23 protein-coding genes and 1 pseudogene are annotated in these 18,822 nt (G+C 43.1%); 20 read left to right on the top strand and 4 right to left on the bottom strand.

Annotated features, from left to right (window positions below; translation table 11 throughout):
• From ACDZ28_RS03975 to ACDZ28_RS03960, 4 genes are all read left to right on the top strand, one after another.
• Nucleotides 1-1,629 carry a right-handed parallel beta-helix repeat-containing protein gene (locus tag ACDZ28_RS03975; protein WP_375104045.1) on the top strand — a complete coding sequence of 543 codons (1,629 nt, stop codon included), beginning with the start codon at nucleotides 1-3 and terminating at the stop codon, nucleotides 1,627-1,629.
• A gap of 13 nt (nucleotides 1,630-1,642) precedes the next feature.
• Entirely contained in the window at nucleotides 1,643-1,924 is a 282-nt protein-coding gene (locus tag ACDZ28_RS03970; protein ID WP_375104044.1) for a hypothetical protein, read from the top strand.
• A gap of 158 nt (nucleotides 1,925-2,082) precedes the next feature.
• Complete coding sequence (locus tag ACDZ28_RS03965) at nucleotides 2,083-2,499, top strand: hypothetical protein (RefSeq protein ID WP_375104043.1); 417 nt, start codon at nucleotides 2,083-2,085, stop codon at nucleotides 2,497-2,499.
• On the top strand, nucleotides 2,478-2,864 hold the full coding sequence (locus ACDZ28_RS03960; protein WP_375104042.1) for a hypothetical protein: 387 nt from the start codon (nucleotides 2,478-2,480) through the stop codon (nucleotides 2,862-2,864). The genes ACDZ28_RS03965 and ACDZ28_RS03960 overlap by 22 nt, the downstream gene beginning before the upstream one ends.
• 61 nt (nucleotides 2,865-2,925) lie before the next feature.
• Here the strand turns inward: ACDZ28_RS03960 and ACDZ28_RS03955 are convergent, their stop codons facing one another.
• A complete protein-coding gene (locus tag ACDZ28_RS03955; protein WP_375104041.1) occupies nucleotides 2,926-3,141 on the bottom strand; it encodes a helix-turn-helix domain-containing protein in 216 nt (71 codons plus the stop codon).
• 104 nt (nucleotides 3,142-3,245) lie between these two features.
• Here ACDZ28_RS03955 and ACDZ28_RS03950 point away from each other — a divergent pair, with 104 nt between their 5' ends.
• From ACDZ28_RS03950 to ACDZ28_RS03925, 6 genes are all read left to right on the top strand, one after another.
• Nucleotides 3,246-4,238 carry a tyrosine-type recombinase/integrase gene (locus ACDZ28_RS03950; RefSeq protein ID WP_375104040.1) on the top strand — a complete coding sequence of 331 codons (993 nt, stop codon included), beginning with the start codon at nucleotides 3,246-3,248 and terminating at the stop codon, nucleotides 4,236-4,238.
• A gap of 12 nt (nucleotides 4,239-4,250) precedes the next feature.
• A complete protein-coding gene (locus ACDZ28_RS03945) occupies nucleotides 4,251-5,507 on the top strand; it encodes a hypothetical protein (protein ID WP_375104039.1) in 1,257 nt (418 codons plus the stop codon).
• Between the two features lie 20 nt (nucleotides 5,508-5,527).
• Complete coding sequence (locus tag ACDZ28_RS03940) at nucleotides 5,528-5,782, top strand: hypothetical protein (RefSeq protein ID WP_375104038.1); 255 nt, start codon at nucleotides 5,528-5,530, stop codon at nucleotides 5,780-5,782.
• 2 nt (nucleotides 5,783-5,784) lie between these two features.
• Nucleotides 5,785-5,916 (top strand): hypothetical protein, encoded by a 132-nt coding sequence (locus ACDZ28_RS03935; RefSeq protein WP_375104037.1) that lies wholly within the window; start codon nucleotides 5,785-5,787, stop codon nucleotides 5,914-5,916.
• A gap of 61 nt (nucleotides 5,917-5,977) precedes the next feature.
• Nucleotides 5,978-6,436: a phage holin family protein gene (locus ACDZ28_RS03930; protein ID WP_375104036.1), complete on the top strand. Its 459-nt coding sequence runs from the start codon at nucleotides 5,978-5,980 to the stop codon at nucleotides 6,434-6,436.
• The gene (locus ACDZ28_RS03925; protein ID WP_375104035.1) at nucleotides 6,436-7,137 is read left to right on the top strand and encodes a M15 family metallopeptidase; all 702 of its coding nucleotides are present in this window, start codon (nucleotides 6,436-6,438) and stop codon (nucleotides 7,135-7,137) included. The genes ACDZ28_RS03930 and ACDZ28_RS03925 overlap by 1 nt, the downstream gene beginning before the upstream one ends.
• Before the next feature lie 239 nt (nucleotides 7,138-7,376).
• Here ACDZ28_RS03925 and ACDZ28_RS03920 read toward each other — a convergent pair whose 3' ends face one another.
• Entirely contained in the window at nucleotides 7,377-7,610 is a 234-nt protein-coding gene (locus ACDZ28_RS03920) for a helix-turn-helix domain-containing protein (protein WP_375104034.1), read from the bottom strand.
• Between the two features lie 72 nt (nucleotides 7,611-7,682).
• Here ACDZ28_RS03920 and ACDZ28_RS03915 point away from each other — a divergent pair, with 72 nt between their 5' ends.
• The 8 genes and pseudogenes from ACDZ28_RS03915 (at nucleotide 7,683) to ACDZ28_RS03880 (ending at nucleotide 14,578) form a co-directional block, all read left to right on the top strand.
• Complete coding sequence (locus ACDZ28_RS03915; RefSeq protein WP_375104033.1) at nucleotides 7,683-7,880, top strand: hypothetical protein; 198 nt, start codon at nucleotides 7,683-7,685, stop codon at nucleotides 7,878-7,880.
• Between the two features lie 169 nt (nucleotides 7,881-8,049).
• Nucleotides 8,050-9,111, top strand: a pseudogene (locus tag ACDZ28_RS03910) (glutamate--tRNA ligase family protein); the annotation flags it as partial.
• Nucleotides 9,112-9,185: 74 nt separating this feature from the next.
• The gene (locus ACDZ28_RS03905) at nucleotides 9,186-9,386 is read left to right on the top strand and encodes a DUF2933 domain-containing protein (RefSeq protein WP_042131102.1); all 201 of its coding nucleotides are present in this window, start codon (nucleotides 9,186-9,188) and stop codon (nucleotides 9,384-9,386) included.
• A gap of 263 nt (nucleotides 9,387-9,649) precedes the next feature.
• The gene (locus ACDZ28_RS03900) at nucleotides 9,650-10,909 is read left to right on the top strand and encodes an Nramp family divalent metal transporter (protein ID WP_076120331.1); all 1,260 of its coding nucleotides are present in this window, start codon (nucleotides 9,650-9,652) and stop codon (nucleotides 10,907-10,909) included.
• An 88-nt stretch (nucleotides 10,910-10,997) separates the two neighbouring features.
• Nucleotides 10,998-11,633, top strand: a complete 636-nt coding sequence (locus tag ACDZ28_RS03895) for a TrkA C-terminal domain-containing protein (protein ID WP_231573950.1) — start codon at nucleotides 10,998-11,000, stop codon at nucleotides 11,631-11,633.
• A gap of 194 nt (nucleotides 11,634-11,827) precedes the next feature.
• Nucleotides 11,828-12,967, top strand: coding sequence for an ABC transporter ATP-binding protein (locus ACDZ28_RS03890; RefSeq protein WP_042131101.1), 1,140 nt, complete (start codon nucleotides 11,828-11,830; stop codon nucleotides 12,965-12,967).
• Nucleotides 12,964-13,620, top strand: coding sequence for an ABC transporter permease (locus tag ACDZ28_RS03885; RefSeq protein WP_042131100.1), 657 nt, complete (start codon nucleotides 12,964-12,966; stop codon nucleotides 13,618-13,620). Before ACDZ28_RS03890 ends, ACDZ28_RS03885 begins: the two co-directional genes overlap by 4 nt.
• 43 nt (nucleotides 13,621-13,663) lie before the next feature.
• Nucleotides 13,664-14,578, top strand: a complete 915-nt coding sequence (locus tag ACDZ28_RS03880; RefSeq protein ID WP_042131099.1) for a glycine betaine ABC transporter substrate-binding protein — start codon at nucleotides 13,664-13,666, stop codon at nucleotides 14,576-14,578.
• A 75-nt stretch (nucleotides 14,579-14,653) separates the two neighbouring features.
• Here the strand turns inward: ACDZ28_RS03880 and ACDZ28_RS03875 are convergent, their stop codons facing one another.
• A complete protein-coding gene (locus ACDZ28_RS03875; protein ID WP_375104032.1) occupies nucleotides 14,654-15,784 on the bottom strand; it encodes an N-acetylmuramoyl-L-alanine amidase in 1,131 nt (376 codons plus the stop codon).
• Between the two features lie 147 nt (nucleotides 15,785-15,931).
• Between ACDZ28_RS03875 and ACDZ28_RS03870 the strand changes: the two genes are divergently transcribed.
• Both ACDZ28_RS03870 and ACDZ28_RS03865 read left to right on the top strand, forming a co-directional pair.
• Nucleotides 15,932-16,939, top strand: coding sequence for a TIR domain-containing protein (locus ACDZ28_RS03870; protein WP_231573941.1), 1,008 nt, complete (start codon nucleotides 15,932-15,934; stop codon nucleotides 16,937-16,939).
• Complete coding sequence (locus ACDZ28_RS03865) at nucleotides 16,936-17,169, top strand: hypothetical protein (protein WP_042131096.1); 234 nt, start codon at nucleotides 16,936-16,938, stop codon at nucleotides 17,167-17,169. The genes ACDZ28_RS03870 and ACDZ28_RS03865 overlap by 4 nt, the downstream gene beginning before the upstream one ends.
• A 479-nt stretch (nucleotides 17,170-17,648) precedes the next feature.
• Here the strand turns inward: ACDZ28_RS03865 and ACDZ28_RS03860 are convergent, their stop codons facing one another.
• Nucleotides 17,649-18,734, bottom strand: a complete 1,086-nt coding sequence (locus ACDZ28_RS03860; protein ID WP_375104031.1) for an LLM class flavin-dependent oxidoreductase — start codon at nucleotides 18,732-18,734, stop codon at nucleotides 17,649-17,651.
• Nucleotides 18,735-18,822 lie beyond the last annotated feature (88 nt).

The raw sequence follows: 18,822 nt of genomic DNA, 5'->3' as shown, positions 1-18,822 counted from the left end.
TTGGCAGATATCAATATACAGATGAAAAATAAGATTGGGGAGACTTGGAACAAGCTCTTCCCGAAGACGAAAATCAGTTTGGTGGAGGGTCTGCCGGCTAAACTGGACGATGTAGATACTCGCTTAAATGCGGCTGCTACGAAGACAGAAGTCAACGCAAAAATAGGAGTCGTTAATGAACAGTTGGCGGATATTGCGCAGGATGTTGCTATCACAGTAACGGTCGGAACTGGCGGCAATTACCCCACGATAAATGCTGCGCTCGCCTATCTGAGTCGTAAAACATTGAAGTATGTTAATAGAGGTTTGAAGGCTGAGATTAAATTGCTAAGTGGTTTTGTGATGGCAGAACAAGTTATCATTAGCGGTATTAATCTAGGGTGGATTATCATATCATCCGAAGACGCTACTGTAACGATAAATAGGGCTTCTTTAGTAAGTCGTGTTGAATTCCCATCATACGCAGGATCTTCGGGAGCAATCGGTATGAACTCAGCTTTCATGGGAGTAAATAACGCTGTTTTACCCGTAATAAATACGTTATTTACAATGAATGAAACTGGAGCCAGCGGATCGTATGGTGGTGTATTTGTAATAAACAACTCCAGCGCAACAGTAATGAAGGATTGTGGCGTAAGGAACGCGGGTGGCACGACCCTTTACGCAGCCCAAACATCACATATCGTTGCAATGGGCGCTGACGCAAGTTACTCCAAAGGAAACGCATTATCTGTTTTTCGGGGTTCGTGGATATCTTTCCGAGGTGGTAACGGTTCGTACGCAGGCGTTAACGGTATGTATGCTGACAGCAACTCGCATATTGAGGCGTCAGGAGCGAACGTTAGTCATGCTACACAAGCCGCAATTTGGTGCGACAGTGTGTCTAGTATAGCGATACCCGATGGCGATGCCTCTTACGCCGGAACGAACGGTATTGTTTGTAATGGTGCGTCCAACGTGGATGCTGATAAAACAATCCTAGATAACGCAGGGCAAAGAGGGGTTAGTTGCACGGATGGATCAACTGTTACGGTATGGCAGTCCAGTATTAAAAACGCTGGAACACAGGGAGTATACGCAGAACGTGGCGGATTTATTAATGCTACCGCAGCGGTAGTAACCGGGGCAGCAGATCGCGGGGCTTATGCGGTAAATGGCGGCCGAATCAACGTTCAAAATGCAAATTGCCGAAAAGGTGCTGTGGACTCTACTAGTGATATTGTCGTTAATAATGGCGGAGAGATTTTAGCTATCGGTGCAACAGGCGGACTTAACAAAGTCGCTAACACAGTAACGGCAGCAGGACTTATTATTGGCGCTGATGTTGTGGAACAAATCACAGCAACTCTTCAAAACGGTTGGACAGGGACATTGTATTACGGGAAAAACGGTCAAGGTCAGGTGTGGGTTAGAGGCACAATAGTTGCAGGAAGTGTAACCGCAGATACAATTGCTGCGGTGCTACCAGGTGGATACAGACCTGTAGGAGCGCCGTTTCCAGTGTTAGCCTTTGCGAACAACTCCGTTATTCCAGCATTTACAATCTCAGTTGGCGGAAGCTTACAACTACGTACAAGCTCAATAACTGCTGGGATGAGTGTAGATATAAATTGCACTTTCCAAACATAGAGGGGGAATTAAAGTGGCATTAGCATTAGAAAAACTAACATTAGACAGCGGTATTGATGTTGAGTCGTCCTATGTTCGCATTGATACAATAAACGGAAATAAAAACTCACTTACAATAGGAGTGAGCTACTACGTGAGTCAAGAGTCCTTCAGCGAAGGAAAACCTTTCTTTGAAATGGAATGGCATACATTCCAACCTTCCGTGGCTGATGGATCACTGAACTATCATAAACAAGGATATGAATACCTTAAAACCCTACCTAAGTTTGAAAATGCTATCGACGTACTAGAATAGCCGTATTAAAATCTTAGTTTTCAAAGGGGATCGAGTAGAATTTTGACTCTACAATCAATGCGAGTATGGGTGTTAAAAATAAAACATTTGCACATAAAAAGAAATTAAAGGTAACCTCTCTTTGTTGTCGAAATAATGTGACGAAGGGAGGAGTAATTTTGCCAACATTTGATGAATTAAAATTCTTAACACAGAGAAGACTTAACGCAGCAGAATTATTGAATGATAGTGGGTTTCATGATATCGCGTATCAGGATTCAGGCTATATAATTGAGTTCGGATTAAAAGCTGCAATTTGTAAAAGTTACGAAACAGATCAGTATCCTGAAGAGGAAAAAAAGTTTAAAACACACCATTTTGATTCGCTTGTTTATTTAGCGGGGTTGTCTGAAGAATTATCTATAAAGAAGGCGAGAGACAGAGCATTTATGAAAAATTGGTCACTAACAACGAAATGGTCTGTACATTTACGCTACAAACCTATAGGTGATCAGGAAAACACCTCGAATTCATTTCTAAAAGCTGTTAAGTCTGAGGACGGGGGTGTTCTTCCTTGGATCAAGAGTCATTGGTGAAAGAGATTAAAAGAGTGAATAACATGATTATTGAAGACCATAAAGAAGTATCACTCATTATGCTCCTGGGAAATGGTACGGAGTCGTACACTGACGCGTTTGATTATGTAATTAGTGCAAAATGGCTAAATGATTATGAACAAGACGAAGGAATAGATATTATCCTAGATTATCTTTACGGAAATCTCTCTTTTGAATACCTGAAGCATATATCTAGGGTGACAATAATCCACACAGATGATTCGATAGTAAAAAACATAACTAAAGCAACATATGTAAGTGACTCTCTTATAGTTGGCTCAGATATGATTCTTGGGGATTTAGTTGTTGTTCCTTATACTATTATTATGGAAGCCCGCAGCTAAGTTGGACCATACTGCGCAACACTGGACAACCGAATATGGTCATAAAAAAGAGCCTGCCGGATCACTCCAGCGGCTCTTTTGTTAATTTCAAAACATCTAATATTCCACAATCCAGGACTTCGCATATTTTGGCTAGGTTGTTCAATGGGAGGCGATTAGTTTGATTGTGAACCATTTCGTTTATCGAAGGCGGCCGGATTCCAGTTAGTCGAGATAATTCTCGCTGTGACATTCCTCGTTCCTCGAGTAGTTGATCAAGGGTTATTTGCACTCTCATAAGTACCTCCTAATCGTGTTACGTTTAAATTAACATTTTTCTATTGATACGTAAAGCGTAATGATATATAATTACGTTAAACGTAACACTGGGAGGCGCTGCTTGTGAATAATGCTAGCGAACAACTGCTGTCCGATGTCGTTGCCGTCATATACGAAACATTCCCAGACTTGAACGCAGAGCGGACTAAATCAGTTCTCTCTGCAATCGTTGCAAAATACCATATCCAAAAAGTTGAAGAAGACGAACCGCATCCAGACTCAGAAGAAAAGATTCGTATGTTCTTATCATCTAAGCGCCTAGAGGGTCTGAGTCCTCTTACGTTAGATGGATATGCATTAGACCTAAATATATTTTTCAAACACGTACGCAAGCGCACAGACGCTGTGACAGCGGCAGATATTCGTGCTTATCTTGGTCAGTTTAATCACCTTAAGATGAGCACGATCGGCAAGAAGCTGTCTGTTCTAAAAAGCTTCTTCGGATGGCTCACCGCCGAGGAGATTCTGCCTAGGGATCCTTCAGCCAAGTTGAAGACACCGAAGCTAGAGAAACGTATGCCGAAAGCACTGACCATCCCAGAACTTGAAATGTTAAGGGAAGCCTGTAAGACTGTCCGCCAACGTGCGTTTATCGAAGTTATGTATGCTACTGGCTGTCGGCTTTCAGAAGTATATGGCATGGATAGAGATGCGATTAACCATCAATCTATGAGCTGCCGAGTAATTGGTAAGGGAAATAAAGAGAGAGAGGTATATTTTAGCTTTAAGGCAATGTATCACTTAACCAAGTATCTTAAAAGCCGAACCGACGATTGTGAGGCACTCATGGTTACTGAGCGCAAACCTCATCGTCGCTTAACCAAACGTGGCATACAGCGAGAGATTGCAGTAATCGCTCGGGCAGCAGGTTTACAGGACAAGGTTAGTCCTCACGTACTTAGACATACCTTTGCCACTTTAACCCTTAATAACGGTGCGGAGCTTGTAGCGGTGCAAGAGCTCATGGGTCATTCAGATCCTCAGACAACATTGAGGTATGCGCGAATCACTGAAGATCGGAAGAGAGAACAACACAAGAAATATCTGGTTCAATAGGAGGTAAGGTTCATGTCAAAAAACGTTCTTCAAAAAATATTTAATGGATCCACATTTGACGAGATACACCCCATTACTAAGGCTTCTAATGTATTTACTTCAAACGGCAAGTCTATGGAAGACGTGTTTAGGGACAGGTTAGCATATGGAGTTGCTTCGGGATCTGGTACAACTTTGAGTATCAGTTTAAATCCAGTACCAACGAAATTAGAACCTGGCTTTAGGTTGACGCTGAAGGCTAGTGTAGGTGGCACAGGACAAACGTTAAACGTAAATGGCATAGGAGCCAAAGCAATTAAAAAGCCAAACGGTAATCCTGCCACGCTTGTTACTGGCGGTGTATATACATTGGTTTACGATGGCACGGATTTTATCTTACAAGCTGAAGGAGGTGGTGGAGGAACAGCGGCAGCTGGTGATATTCGGGCTGGCAAAACGGCAGATACTGACACAGGACCTGTGACAGGATCGTTACCAGTAAGGGAAGGTGGAGTAGTTACACCAGGAGTATCTCCCGTCATTAAAGGAGCAGGTATTTACGACGATCCAATTACTATAGCTGCGGTATCAGTACCAGCTGATAAGTTACTGATAGGTAATACGGTAGCAGGAACAGCAGGAACCATGCCAAATAGGGGTGCTGTAACAATTACCCCGAGTGCTTTAGCACAAACTATACTAGCGGGGTATCACAATGGGTTTGGTGTTGTAGCTGCCGTTACATTTGACGCATCAAAACTACTGATAGGGACATCTATTGCTGGAACAGCAGGAACTATGCCAAATATCACAGCAAATGATGACGTGGCGCAAGGAGTAGGTAAGTGGCCAGATGGTGGATTAGCGGTATATCCACGGGCCGGATATCGAAAAGGCGGATCGGGCGCTGGGGAAATCAAAGTAACTGTAGATCAAATAAAATCTGTTAACGGGTATCTGCAACCAGAGTACATCAAGTCCGGGGCAGAAATATTCGGGGTTCAAGGTACGTTGCAACCATTATCATACATCCAAACAACCGCAACTTCTAACGGTGGGTCTAAAGCAACCGTATCAGGTTTACCATTTAAACCTAAGTTTATCTCTATGACTTGTGATACAGGATACGCAAGTTATAACTATATGACCGATGTGCTCAGACCCACAGGTCAGAATATTTCAGGTAATCTAAACAACTCAGGCACGGCATATATAAATTTCACGGGTAATGATTTTGAAGTAAACGGATTTTTTTGGAGCGGTACGATTCGTGTAGATGTTTGGGGCTAGTAGAAAAGGAGAGTGAGACAATGAAAACACTATTAATTTATGATAATACGGGTTTTATTTATGTACAAATGACGGGGGATTATCGCAAACCGGAAGGGTTAAAACATTTAGAAATAACGATTCCTGACGGTAAAATGATCGACAGCATTAAGCTAGATCCGAAAGGTGACAGCGTAATATTCAAGGATGTACCTAAGTCGAGCCTACAGCTAATGCAAGAGCAATTGGAAACAGTACAGGGTGCACTCGATGCACTCTTGATGGGCGGTGTTTAATAATGGCAAAGTATCTAGCAATGCGTATTGAGATGGGTAAGCTGGACTTTGATGAAGTGATTACACGTTATCCCAAACTAGAATCCGAAATCAAAGGATACTTGTCTGACGGAGATGTACCAAACGCCGAATAATGGCGTTTTTATTTTGCCCTCGTAGCATTACGGGGGCTATTTATATTGAGGGGGAAGGAATTTGACAAAATCACAAATCGCTGCATCTGGAGTGGGGGCGGTAGCTATTCCAGCATTTGATTTTTTATATGGGGAGGCGGATGCTGTTGTAACCATCATGACCGCACTTTTATTTTTTATTATCATGGATTGGTTATCTGGTATTAGAGCCGCCAAAAAGGACAACACATATGCCAGCAAGTATGGGATTGATGGGGTTTTTCGAACATTCTTCATGCTGCTTCTACCAGCAGGAGGACATTTGTTAGATATGGTTTTTGGTTTACCTGGTGCGATATTTGGTGCGTTAGCAATCGGCACGCTATATCACGTTTTACAGAGTATGACTGCAAATTCAATTCGGGCAGGATGGGGCGATTCACTTCCATTGCCGGTTTTAGATGTAGTGCTTAAGTGGGTAGGCAGCGAGCTAGATAAAAAGGTAAAAAGGGCTGCAAGTAGAAAAGGAGATGAAGAGTAATGGCAATTACTTTGGAACAAGTAAAGGCTAAGTCCTCCGTGCGGATCTCAGGGCTGGATCCGGTTGTTAAAGCGGCTACCGTAGCACTGATTGAGCGGTGTTATGCCAGAGGAGTAAATATAGTCATTACCCAAGGGCTACGGACAATCGCTGAGCAAGATGCTCTCTACGCGCAGGGACGAACGAAACCAGGTAGTATCGTCACTAATGCCAAGGGAGGTACCAGTTACCATAACTATGGACTAGCTATAGATTTCGCCTTGTTACTACCAGATGGCAAACAGGTATCGTGGGATTTAAAACGAGACGGTGATGGTGACAAGGTAGCTGACTGGACGGAGGTAGTTCAGGAGGCTAAAGCTCTCGGCTTTGAGTGGGGCGGTGATTTTGTCTCTATTAAAGATGCACCGCATTTTCAAATGACCTTTGAACTGACAACCTCACAATTACGTGCGGGTAGTAAGCCATCAGAAATAGCTATGGCGAAAGCATTGGCTGTTATAGATCGATACTTGAAGGAGTGTGAAGACGTGAGAGTAGATAAAGCAAATACAGTAGTTAACGGTAGTAAGTTAGCAGATGGTAGTGTTTTGATCGACGGGAGAGTATATGTACCACTTGCTGCAATAGGCAAAGCGATAGGTGCTGGTGTAACGTGGGATAATGTGACCAAAACGGCTACACTGACTACTAAAAAGTAAAATCCCAAACGTTTGGGAATATGATAAAGCCCTACTAACCTAATACGGGTTGGTAGGGCTTTTTTTGTTTGATGAGTCCTTGTTATATGAATATGGTCTTATTTGTTAAAGTCTGTATTTAATTACCGATAGACGTTTCGACATATAGTGACATAAATATTCCCTTAAGCAGTATAGAATGATTTTGGGAACATTCTGTTCCAAAAGAGAGTAGGGAAGTGCGAAAAAATTCGCACAGCCTACTCCTCTTTTAAGTACTCGACGGTCCAATCGTGCAATTCTTCAATTTTGCAACCGAATATGAGAGAGGCCGCATATTCATCCTCCGGTTTCATTACTCTCTCGTCGTTACAGAAGTGAGAAATCATACGTTTGGGTCGACCAGACATTTTAGCGTAATCCGTTTGAGTCCAGCCTCTACTGTCGATCCATTCTTGGAGTAGACATCTTCCGCGAGTCACATGCACGCGCAAGCTGTCAATCTCCTCTCTCAGTTAGGTTGCCATTCGAGCGAATTATAACACATCAAGGAGGTTTATTGTTTAATGATGAAGATTGATATGAATGATTTATCACTAATTGCCAGCATCAAATCTGAACTGATGTTTATCATCGGCCAACTAGAAGACAAAAGTAACGATTATAAAAAGGATGAAGTTGCAAGGAGCATTCAGAAAATAGTTATAGATATTTTTGATTTCGAAAAGGGAGTTACTGAAGAGTTCTTCTCTGGAAAAAGGTAACTTGTAATGTAGCTTTGGATCTCTAATTCTTCCCACACTTTTCCCACGAGGAATAAAATAGTCATTGTTTTTTGTTGTTTTTTTAGGTTGTTGCTGATACAAAATGAATGAATGAAAAACGCGCTATACAAGGAATAAGCATATCTTTGGTTGTTGTTGAGAAAATTAGTATTGCACCTATCCGATGTACGATTTTGCACATCCTATACAAGATGCGATCGAAGGGATTACGCATTCCCTATGCTCCATTGAGTTTAAGGATCATCGGCCCCTGTATGAGTGGGTACTAAATGAGCTGGATACCCCCGAAGCTCCAAAGCAAAGGGAGTTTGGACGCGTAAACATCACCGGTGTCGTTACTAGCAAACGGTACATTAGACAATTGGTTGCAGGACATTATGTGGATGGTTGGGATGATCCAAGGCTTCCCACGCTTCGCGGACTTCGGAGAAGAGGATTTACGCCGGAGAGTATTCGGAATTTTGTGAAAGAAATCGGATTTGTCCGACATAGCACCATTGTAGATATAGCCATGTTAGAGCATTCGCTTAGACAAGATTTGAAGGCGAAGGCACCTAGCGTAATGGCTGTTCTAAAGCCGCTAAAGGTGGTTATTACTAACTATCCCGAGAATCAAAGCGAATGGCTTACGATTGAGAATAACAGTGAAGATAAGACGCTTGGGGATAGAGAGGTTCCTTTTTCACGTACGCTTTATATTGAACAAGAGGATTTCATGGAGGAGCCGCCTAAAGGTTATCACAGGCTGACTATAGGGAATGAGGTAAGGTTAAAAGGTGCCTACTTCATTAAGTGCAATGAGGTGATCAAGGACGAAGCAACCGGAGAAGTGATGGAGCTTCGCTGTACCTATGATCCGAGAACGAAGAGTGGAAGTGGATTTAATGAACGTAAGGTCAAAGCGACCATCCACTGGGTATCGGCAGAACACGCAATCAAGGCGGAAGTTCATCTATATGAGCGGCTGCTAAAAGAGAATGACGGTCCTAAAGAAGACGATGAGCGCTGGGACGCGTATCTTAATCCAGATTCTTTAACGATTCTGAAGAATTGTTTGCTGGAGCCTTCCATGGATAGTGCACTTCCAGAAGATAAATATCAATTCATCCGCCATGGATTCTTTTGTGTGGATAAGAAGCATACGACAGCAGATAAGCTGGTACTGAACCGGATTGTACCGCTGAAGGATACATGGAAGAAGAATTCGTAATTCACAGCACATCCTTTCTCCACAAGTATTCTTTATGATATAGAGGTCATAAAGAATTTCTAGGAGGTAAAGCTATGAATTGGTCTTGGTTAATTACATTGATCTGCCCTTTAATGATGATATTTATGATGTTTGGACTGGGCGGGAAGCATGGACACGGGCATGGGTCGAGAAAGCAAGCGTCACCTGATTATCAGGAGCTTCAGAAAGAATTGAATGAGCTGAAAACACAGAATGAACAAATGAGAAGAGATATTCAAAGTCTCACACCATAAGCAATGCGGAGTAATTGGCTTAAGCCGGGCAAAGATCGGGTAATTCCTGATGTTGTCCGGTTTTTTTTGTCGATCAGAAGTGTACAAGCATATGAAAATTCCTAATGAAACATATTTACATTTTTCAGAAATGAGCATATACTTTAAATATAAGTTGCACAGAGGAAACTTTCGTGTATATAGACAACTTTTTTTGGGCAAGAGGAGGAATTGACATGTTGGAACAAACTTTAATAGAAAAACCACATATAGAACAACCGCATATGAGACAACATAAAAACTCCATTTCGGCGCAAGCCGTACTTAATGGGGAGACCAAAGGAATTAAAAGATTACTGCCTTTCTTAGGTCCAGCGTTTATCGCTGCGGTTGCTTATCTGGATCCAGGTAATTTTGCCACCAACATTACGGCGGGTTCAAAATATGGCTATCTCTTATTATGGGTCATTGTAGCCTCGAACTTAATGGCTGTTCTTATTCAGGCGTTGTCCGCTAAGCTTGGTATTGCTACAGGGAAGAACCTTCCGGAGATCGCTCATGATCGTTTCCCGAAGAGTGTATCGATCTTCTTATGGATTCAAAGTGAACTGGTAATAATAGCTACGGATCTGGCGGAGTTTATCGGGGCAGCATTAGGACTTTATTTATTGTTTGATATCCCTATGCTGCCTGCAGCAATGATCACTGCCGTGGGTTCTTTTGCTATCTTAGAGCTTCAGCGTAGGGGATACCGCTCACTTGAAGCCGGAATTGCTGCAATGATTCTTATTGTCGTTTTAGCCTTCGCCTTTCAAGTTATTGTAGCTAAACCGGATATGGGTGCGGTTGCTGTAGGCATGTTTACACCTAAGTTTGAAGGGGTGGACAGTATCCTTTTGGCTGCAGGAATTCTAGGCGCAACCGTGATGCCACACGCCATTTATCTACATTCATCACTTACTCAGAACCGCATCGTAGGGGTGAATGAAGCGGAGAAAAAACAAATTTTTAAATTGGAATTCATAGATATTATTATTGCGATGATTATTGCAGGTGCGGTTAATCTGGCGATGGTCATTGTCTCCGCGGCATTGTTTTTCAAAAATGGTCTTGTAGTTGAGGACCTGGATGTCGCGTTTCAGCAATTTAGTCACTTGGCTGGACCTGTAACGGCGATTTCGTTTGGCTTAGGACTACTTATCGCGGGACTATCGAGCTCTTCTGTAGGTACTATGGCTGGTGATGTGGTGATGCAAGGCTTTATCAACAAAAGAATTAATCTGTACTTACGCCGTGCGATTACGATTATTCCGCCATTGGCGATCATCGGTTTTGGTGTAAATCCAACGAAGGCACTCGTTATCAGTCAGGTGGTCTTATCCTTTGGGATTGCATTTGCTCTGGTACCACTGGTTATGTTTACTAGCAATCGTCAGATTATGGGCGGGTTAGTGAATCGTAAGATGACAGCTGCTCTCGGCTGGCTTATCTCCGGACTGGTTGTATCGTTAAATTTATTTTTGGTCTATCAAATGTTTGTATAAGGCAGGACATCTTTATTTGGTGAATGAAAAAAGGTATACTGGAGCATGTTTATAATTCATAATTCACGCCAAAGTAAGGAGATCGACAATGTCCATGCAGGAAATATCCGGTTATAAGTCTATAGCCCTTGATATTGCACAAAGAATTGTAAGCGGGGAATTCCCCGTACAGAGTAAGCTTTCGGGGCGTTCTCTATTAGCAGGCCAGTACCATGTTTCTCCTGAGACGATCCGTAAAGCTATGGGATTATTGAAGGATGAGAATATAGTATTTGTCTCGCAGGGGAAAGAGATTATTGTCATCTCTGATCAAAAGGCGTATGAGTATATCACTAGAAATAATTATTTGAAATCAGTTTATTCACTGAAAGAGGATCTACAGCAATTGTTGCTGGAAAAGAAGAAGCTCGACAGCAAATTTGAGAAGCTGCTCACTGGAATTATCGAGGCGTCAGACCGGATGAAGAATTTGAAACCTTATCACCCGGAAGAAATTACAATCCATGAACAATCACATGTGGTCGGTAAAACCATTGGCACACTACAATTTTGGCAGAATACAGGGGCTACTATTATAGCGCTTCGCCGAGGGGCGAACGTAACAATCTCCCCAGGTCCGCATGTCATACTCAGAGAAAATGATGTACTTGTAGCAGTTGGTGATGAGAAAATGTACCAAAGAACAGAGCAATTTATTAATAAAAATGCTGAGAATCATTTATAATAATAGGTCGAAAAAAGGCTATCCAGCGGGGTTTATCACTGGATAGCCTTTTTTTTGATTATTAAATTACAATAAATTACAAACAACCTATATGATCATTGTAGGTTGTCAGTTTGGGAGTTGTTTGTTATAGTTTAACTTACAGAGTCGCCCGGCGAGATGATCTGACGATAGAGATAAGAAGGAGAGACCCTATGCTGAAATTTGAAAAAGTAGGTAAGAAATACCCTAATGGTTATGAAGCAGTTAAGAACATTAGCTTTGAAATTGAAGCTGGAGAAATACTAGTGCTGATCGGTCCTAGTGGTTGCGGAAAGACAACAACGATGAAAATGATAAATCGTCTTGTTCCGCATACTTCAGGCCATATTTATATCCACGGTAAAGATATCACCAAGGAGAACCCTGTAACCCTCCGCAAGAACATCGGATATGTTATTCAACAAGCTGGTTTATTTCCGCACTACACCATAGAAGACAATGTAGGCCTGATTCCCGACCTAAAGGGGTGGGATGTTAATAAGAAAAAAGAACGGGTGCTAGAAATGCTCCGTCTAGTCGGACTGGATCCGACCCTATATGCCAAACGTTATCCGAAACAATTATCAGGTGGGCAGCAGCAACGTGTAGGAGTAGCCCGTGCATTGGCGGCTGATCCTGAGATTATATTGATGGATGAACCGTTTGGTGCTTTGGACCCTATTACCCGTGAGCAGCTGCAGGATGAACTGCTACGCATGCAACAAGAAGTAAAGAAGACCATTGTATTTGTAACGCATGATATGGATGAAGCACTGAAGCTTGGAGATAAGATCGCTATTCTTAAAGACGGTGAAATCGTTCAACTGGATACGCCATATGAGCTGCTCAGCCGGCCTGCTAATGATTTCGTAGAATCTTTTATCGGCAAAAACCGTATTTACCAAAACCCTGAGTATATCCCCGTAACAGAAGTTATGCGCGACAATCCATCTACATCGCTTCCAGGGCGGACGCTGGGCAAAGCTCTTACCTTTATGCGTCAACGCAAAATGGATACATTACTGGTTGGAAACGAGAAAGGTAAGCTGCTTGGCATAGTCTCCGCTTATGATGTTACCGCCAAAATGGAACAAAGCCTTACTATCGAAGAAATTATGACACCACCTCAAGTGGTGCTGCAGGATACAGCAACAGCAAGAGACGCATTATCATTGATTACGGAAGCTCCTTACGGCATTATTCCGATTGTAACCGCTGAGGGGATCATTGCCGGGATTGTTACAAGAGGCAGTCTTCTGACGGCGTTTGCCGCACAATGGGGAGGCGTGAAAGAGGAGGAAATGTCTATATGAGAGATCAATCATTATGGCAACAGCTCATATATCAATTAGATATACGTAGGGAAGATTTGATTCATTCTATGGGCGTGCATATGCAACTTGTGCTCTTGTCCATGTTATTTGCAATTATTGTTGGCATTGCGCTAGGAATTATGATTACAAGGGTTAAACCTCTGAAAGGTGTTACGCTTGGTGCGGCTGGGATTCTTCAGACGATACCTAGTCTGGCGATGCTCGGATTTATGATTCCTCTATTCGGCATAGGGATGAAGACGGCGGTTGTAGCTTTATTTCTGTATTCACTGCTGCCAATTATCCGCAACACATACACCGGAATAACTGATGTGGACCAATCTATAGTGGAAGCGGCCCGGGGAATGGGTATGAAGAACTGGCAGATTCTATTCCGGGTCCAACTCCCTTTAGCTTTAAGTGTAATTATGGCAGGGATCCGTACTGCTGCAGTTATTAATGTCGGGACAGCAACACTGGCAGCCTTTATCGGTGCTGGCGGATTGGGTGAATTTATTTTCCTGGGTATTCAACGGAACATCGAAGCTCTAACCTTACTTGGAGCTATTCCGGCCGCGATTCTTGCACTCGTACTGGATTATCTACTCGGATTGCTCGAACGCCTTACGACTCCAAAGGGATTGAAAGTATAACTTAAGCTCTGGTCTAGAAAGAATATAAAAGGGGAGATTATATATGAAAATTCCAAAATTGATGACAGGCGTTTTAACTACAGTATTAATGGGGGCGCTACTTGCTGGATGTGGTGGCGGGAATAATAACGCTGCTGCTGGTAACAGTGGAGAAATCACAATTGGCTCCAAAAACTTCACGGAGAATGTTCTACTCGCTCATATGATGGCAGATCTGATAGAAGATAAAACAGATATCAAAGTGAAGCGCCAGATGAACTTGGGGGGCTCTAATGTAGCTTGGAGTGCACTTGAGAATAATAACATTCAGCTATATCCGGATTACACCGGTACCATTGTAGCTAATTACTATCAGGAGAAGACAGGAAACTCCGAGGAATCGTTGGCTAAAACAAGAGAACTGCTTAAAAAAGATGGACTGGCCTTTCTGGATCCATTCGGCATAAATAATACCTACACTTTAGCTGTTAGTCGCGAAACGGCTGAGAAGTACAATCTAAAGACCTTCAGCGATTTGGCGAAAGTATCTGGAGAAATGGTTCTTGGCGTAGAGTTCGAGTTCTTGGATCGTGAGGACGGATACCCTGGTATCCAAAAACTCTACGGTATGGACTTCAAGCAGAGCAAAGGAATGGACCATGGTATCATGTACCGTTCGATCGACGATGGGGAAACTGATGTAACCAATGCATATGCAACGGATGCGCAAATTAAAGTACATGATCTGGTGATTCTGCAGGATGATAAGGAATTCTTCCCTCCTTATGATGCAGGACCGATTATTCGTCAGGAAACGCTAGATAAATACCCTGAACTAGAGGGTATCTTAAATCAATTGAACGGACAGATCAGTGATGAAGAAATGCAACAATTGAACGCAGAAGTTGATGTGGATGCACTCAAGGAAGAGGATGTAGCTCGTAATTTCCTGATCAAGAAGGGATTAATAGAAGGTTAAATATGAGATGCAAACTAAAGCAGGCTAGGAATTTTCTAGCCTGCTTCTTTTTCTGTTATTTGTTTGTAGGTCTGGCTAGTTTCTAAAGTAGTCTGCCAATCCTTCCGCGATGGCTTTGGCTGCTTTTTTCTGATAGGAGGATTTGCGGACAATTGACTCATCTGTAGGATTGGTAAGAAATCCGAGTTCAACTAAGGTAGCTGGAATTCGATTCTCCCTCAGGATGTGATAATCGCCAAAGGATAACCCGTTGCTCTTTAGACCAATGCCATGGCCTAGCCGGGATTCTATCGCCCGTGCCAGCTCCAGATCATCGGACTCGGAGTAAAAGAAGGTCAGTGTTCCGGACACTTTTTTAGGTGAGGAATTATAATGAATGCTTACAAATGCATCAGCATGCAGAGCCTCAGTCATTTGAACTCGCCGAGCGAGTGTAGGCTTCTGGTCCTCCCGGGTACGTGTCATCTCAACCCGTGCACCTTTAGCTAAAAGGGCATCGCGGAGATAAAGGGCAGTATGCAGATTCAAATCCTTTTCCATGGTGTTATATGTAGTGCCGAGCATTCCTGGATCACTGCCGCCATGACCGGGATCTACGACGATTAATTTTCCTCGTAAATTTCCTGTGCGCGAAACGGTGTTTGTGATGCTTTGCGTTGCTCCGGTACGGATATATTGCGCTGCGACCCAACCGGTGTCACCGCTAGCTGTTCGAATCCGCGCCCAATCGTTCTGACGAAGGAGGAGGGTAACAGTATCCTTGGCTTTTAAAGAACCAAGCATCTTATATTGTGTTCCCGGACCGCTTCGGATACGCAATGAATCTGCCGTTACGGTAGCCTTTGTGGTGTTACCCGAAGGGCTGGTTGAGGTGGAAGAAGCATTACTGGTGTTGGAAGATTTAGAAGCGCCAGATTGCTGGGAGCTGCTGTTCACCTTTTTAAGGTAATAGCCGGCTACCCAACCAGAGGTGTTTCCGGTCTTCACCTTTAACCAACCGTGTTGCTCATCGGACACAGTTACTTTGGCACCGTTCTTAATAGATCCTACCACAGTTGCATTCTTAGCCGGCTCGCTGCGTACATTTAAAGAGTTCGCGTATACCTGAGCGGTATAACTGGCTGCTGTTTTAGCTTCAGCAGGCTGTGACGCTGCCATACCCATAAGACTTGCCGCAAGTAATGTGACACCTATCATTTTATTCATAGTATCCTCGCTTTTTCAAAGTAGTCGTAATTTTTTACCCACTTTACGAGGTTTAGAATAATATTTTTTGAGAATAAGGCCTCTTTTCCAGCTGTCTAAAGACTTGTATAATTATTACATAATGGGAAAAGGATGAAGGAGACTGCCGTGACTAAACCAAAGCTATTCATTGGATCTTCCAGGGAATCCATACGTTATGCAAGAGCGATTCATGAGCAGCTAAAGAGGGATGCTGAAGTTCATCCTTGGTATGCCAATGCCTTTCGAGCGAATGAATATACAATGGAGGCATTGGAGCGAAATTTGGATGAGAGCGATTTTGCTGTATTTGTGTTCTCGCCAGATGATGTTGCCAAAATACGCGGTAAATTTTATTATGTGACACGTGATAATACGGGGTTTGAAATGGGTTTATTCTGGGCTAGATTACGGCGTAGCCGCGTATTTTGTCTAGTGCCTGATCAGGTGACTGCCCGTGATGATTTAATCCCTGGAGAGAATGTTGAAGAGTACCATCTGTTGTCTGATTTATCAGGAATTACATCTCTAGAGTATGAAGTGCATCATGATAATCCTACAGCTGCTGTAGATGTGAGCTGTGGTAAGATTATTGATAGTATTCAAGAGCGTGGTAGATTCCGGGACCCGGTTAAAGATTTAGAGCAGCTAAAGATAGAATTAAGGCGCAAAGAAAGTATCCTTCATTTCTTTTGGCAATATAATAGTAATGTGACCATCTCCGAAAATGGAGAGAAGTATCACGCACTCAGCGAGGCGATACGCAATTCCTTTTTACCTCCGAAGCATTGTCGTGTAATCGGTGCAGCGATTTGGCAGGCTCAAGAGCAGGAGACTCTTGTTCAGGTCGGAGGGAATGTTGGGCGTGGTCACTCTTACCCCCTGTCTGTAACGAGAGGGAATGAGAAGCGGCCTAGTGTGGTGGATGCATTTTTATCGAGCAAATGGACTTTTTTTCAACGAACAGAAGTTGCAGAGGTATATATCCTATGCTATCCTCTAGGTAAGAAACATGTTCTTTCCGTACATTTTTCAGGGAGTGATGGGTTATCTGCGGATGATCTTAAGGCGGTAGTTGGGCATAATCAGGATTTATTCCGTACCATCAATCATTTAGTAGGGGAGGATTCAGCATGAAGAGAATAAAGGGCATGAATAACTTAACGGGTGCTGTTCTCCGATCTGCAAGTGGTGGAAGCAGTAGTTCAGGAGATAAGAACACCTCAAGTAAAGCAGGCTCGAGCCATACTGCTCAGCAACCAGCTTCAGCTCAAATTTATACTGCGCCTTCTTTAGACGGCGGAGACGATGAATATAAGAAGCTTATTAGCGGTAAGGTAGATAATAATAAACCTTCCTTTGCGTGATAAGCATAAGTGGCTGTCTCAAAAGTAGAAATCTACTTAAGGGGCAGCTTCTTTTTTTTGCGTAAATGTAACGCTCGATTGAGGTATTAAGCTGTGGGACTAATGAAATTTTTGGAGTAATCAGGGAAAAACTCCCTAAAAATAGCTGGTAATAACTCTAAATGAATGGAATTAGGGAATTCCTCCCTAAAAATCGGGGGAATATCTATATTTAGCACCGAATCAGGTCAATTATAGGGAGATATTCCCTAATTGTTAGAATAATGAGCAGAAATCTCCGATTATTAGGGAGATATTCCCTAATTCCTAAGCAGAGCTTCTGTTTCAATTCTTCAGCCGTTGTGAGGGCGCTCTGCACAACGTGTTGTAGCAAGTCATACATAGTGCACCAAGCCACAAACAATGCTGCAGCAGCACATAGAAGCGCTTCTCCATTAACAGGAGAAGCGCTTCTATGCTTACTGGGACAGCCTTCAGCTCTATCGACTGCTTTTCTTGGCAATTTCGCGTCGTACGACAGGTGCAACCTCTGTTGCCAATAGTTCAATTGCCTTGGCTACCTTGGCGTAAGGAAGGCCACCGATGTCGAGCTGAGTCATAAAACGGTTATGGCCGAACAGCTCATGCTGATAAAGGATTTTTTCGATAATTTGCTGCGGGCTGCCCACAGCCATCGTGTTATCAGCAGATACATATTGGCCAAAGTCGTCACGAGAGACGCTGTATTCTTGTCCAGGTTTTGGGCTGATGGAATTACGATAACTATAATAGTAAGGGTAATATTCATCGAGTGCCTGCTGTGAAGTTTCGGCAATGTAGCCGTGGCTAGTAATTGCAATCTTTAATGCTTCAGGTGAATGCCCCGCCTGCATTCCAGCGCGTCGATAAGTTGCGGCAAGCTCTTGGAAAGGTTCTGGACTACCGCTAAGAATGGCGATGGCCATTCCAGTTCCGAGTACGCCGGCTTTCTCCGCGCTTTCAGGAGAACCTCCTACGCCAATCCATACCGGCAGGCTTTGTTGAAGAGGGCGTGGTGCAATCTCAGAATCCTTCAAGGATGAACGGAAGGAACCTTCCCAGTTCATAATTTCATGCTTATTAAGCTCGAGAAGCAGATCGATATTCTCGGCGAAAAGTCGATGATAGTCTTCAAGTTCATACCCGAAGAGCGGGAAAGATTCCACAAAAGCACCACGTCCAGCAATAATCTCTGCACGTCCATTCGACAGTAAATCAAGCGTGGCGAAATCCTCGAACACGCGCACGGGATCAATGGTGCTTAATACGGTGGTGGCGCTCGTCAGTTTGATTCTACGGGTAACCTGAGAGATGGCGGCCAGAACGACTGGAACCGAAGAAATTGCAAAATCAAGACGGTGATGCTCACCTACACCGAATACATCAAGCCCCGCTTCATCCGCTAACTTCGCCGCAGCTACAACTTCGTCAAGTCGTTGTTTCGGGCTGATCTTATTGCCGGTATGACAATCAGCTACTATGTCTCCTAAGGTGTAGATACCGAATTCAAAATCGGCTGCTGATGCTGTGGTTACCTCGTTACTCATGATCACAAACCCCTTGTTATTCATATATTTGATAAAGCTTGTTCGTTTATGAAAGAATGTGATTATTATAACACAACAACTTACAAAT

Origin of the sequence: Paenibacillus sp. RS8 (genome assembly GCF_041956825.1) — a bacterium.
In the GTDB taxonomy this organism is placed as follows: Bacteria; Bacillota; Bacilli; order Paenibacillales; family Paenibacillaceae; genus Paenibacillus_AQ.
Note: the sequence above shows the minus strand (reverse complement) of the source record. Positions and strands in the feature narration are given on the sequence as shown.

Excerpts from the sequence above, each read along its gene's own strand:
- ACDZ28_RS03955 (WP_375104041.1), bottom strand. The coding sequence starts at position 3,141 with ATGAGAGTGCAAATAACCCTTGATCAACTACTCGAGGAACGAGGAATG.
- ACDZ28_RS03945 (WP_375104039.1), top strand. The coding sequence starts at position 4,251 with ATGTCAAAAAACGTTCTTCAAAAAATATTTAATGGATCCACATTTGAC.
- ACDZ28_RS03940 (WP_375104038.1), top strand. The coding sequence starts at position 5,528 with ATGAAAACACTATTAATTTATGATAATACGGGTTTTATTTATGTACAA.
- ACDZ28_RS03935 (WP_375104037.1), top strand. The coding sequence starts at position 5,785 with ATGGCAAAGTATCTAGCAATGCGTATTGAGATGGGTAAGCTGGACTTT.
- ACDZ28_RS03925 (WP_375104035.1), top strand. The coding sequence starts at position 6,436 with ATGGCAATTACTTTGGAACAAGTAAAGGCTAAGTCCTCCGTGCGGATC.
- ACDZ28_RS03915 (WP_375104033.1), top strand. The coding sequence starts at position 7,683 with ATGATGAAGATTGATATGAATGATTTATCACTAATTGCCAGCATCAAA.
- ACDZ28_RS03905 (WP_042131102.1), top strand. The coding sequence starts at position 9,186 with ATGAATTGGTCTTGGTTAATTACATTGATCTGCCCTTTAATGATGATA.
- ACDZ28_RS03900 (WP_076120331.1), top strand. The coding sequence starts at position 9,650 with ATGAGACAACATAAAAACTCCATTTCGGCGCAAGCCGTACTTAATGGG.
- ACDZ28_RS03895 (WP_231573950.1), top strand. The coding sequence starts at position 10,998 with ATGTCCATGCAGGAAATATCCGGTTATAAGTCTATAGCCCTTGATATT.
- ACDZ28_RS03890 (WP_042131101.1), top strand. The coding sequence starts at position 11,828 with ATGCTGAAATTTGAAAAAGTAGGTAAGAAATACCCTAATGGTTATGAA.
- ACDZ28_RS03885 (WP_042131100.1), top strand. The coding sequence starts at position 12,964 with ATGAGAGATCAATCATTATGGCAACAGCTCATATATCAATTAGATATA.
- ACDZ28_RS03880 (WP_042131099.1), top strand. The coding sequence starts at position 13,664 with ATGAAAATTCCAAAATTGATGACAGGCGTTTTAACTACAGTATTAATG.
- ACDZ28_RS03875 (WP_375104032.1), bottom strand. The coding sequence starts at position 15,784 with ATGAATAAAATGATAGGTGTCACATTACTTGCGGCAAGTCTTATGGGT.
- ACDZ28_RS03865 (WP_042131096.1), top strand. The coding sequence starts at position 16,936 with ATGAAGAGAATAAAGGGCATGAATAACTTAACGGGTGCTGTTCTCCGA.
- ACDZ28_RS03860 (WP_375104031.1), bottom strand. The coding sequence starts at position 18,734 with ATGAGTAACGAGGTAACCACAGCATCAGCAGCCGATTTTGAATTCGGT.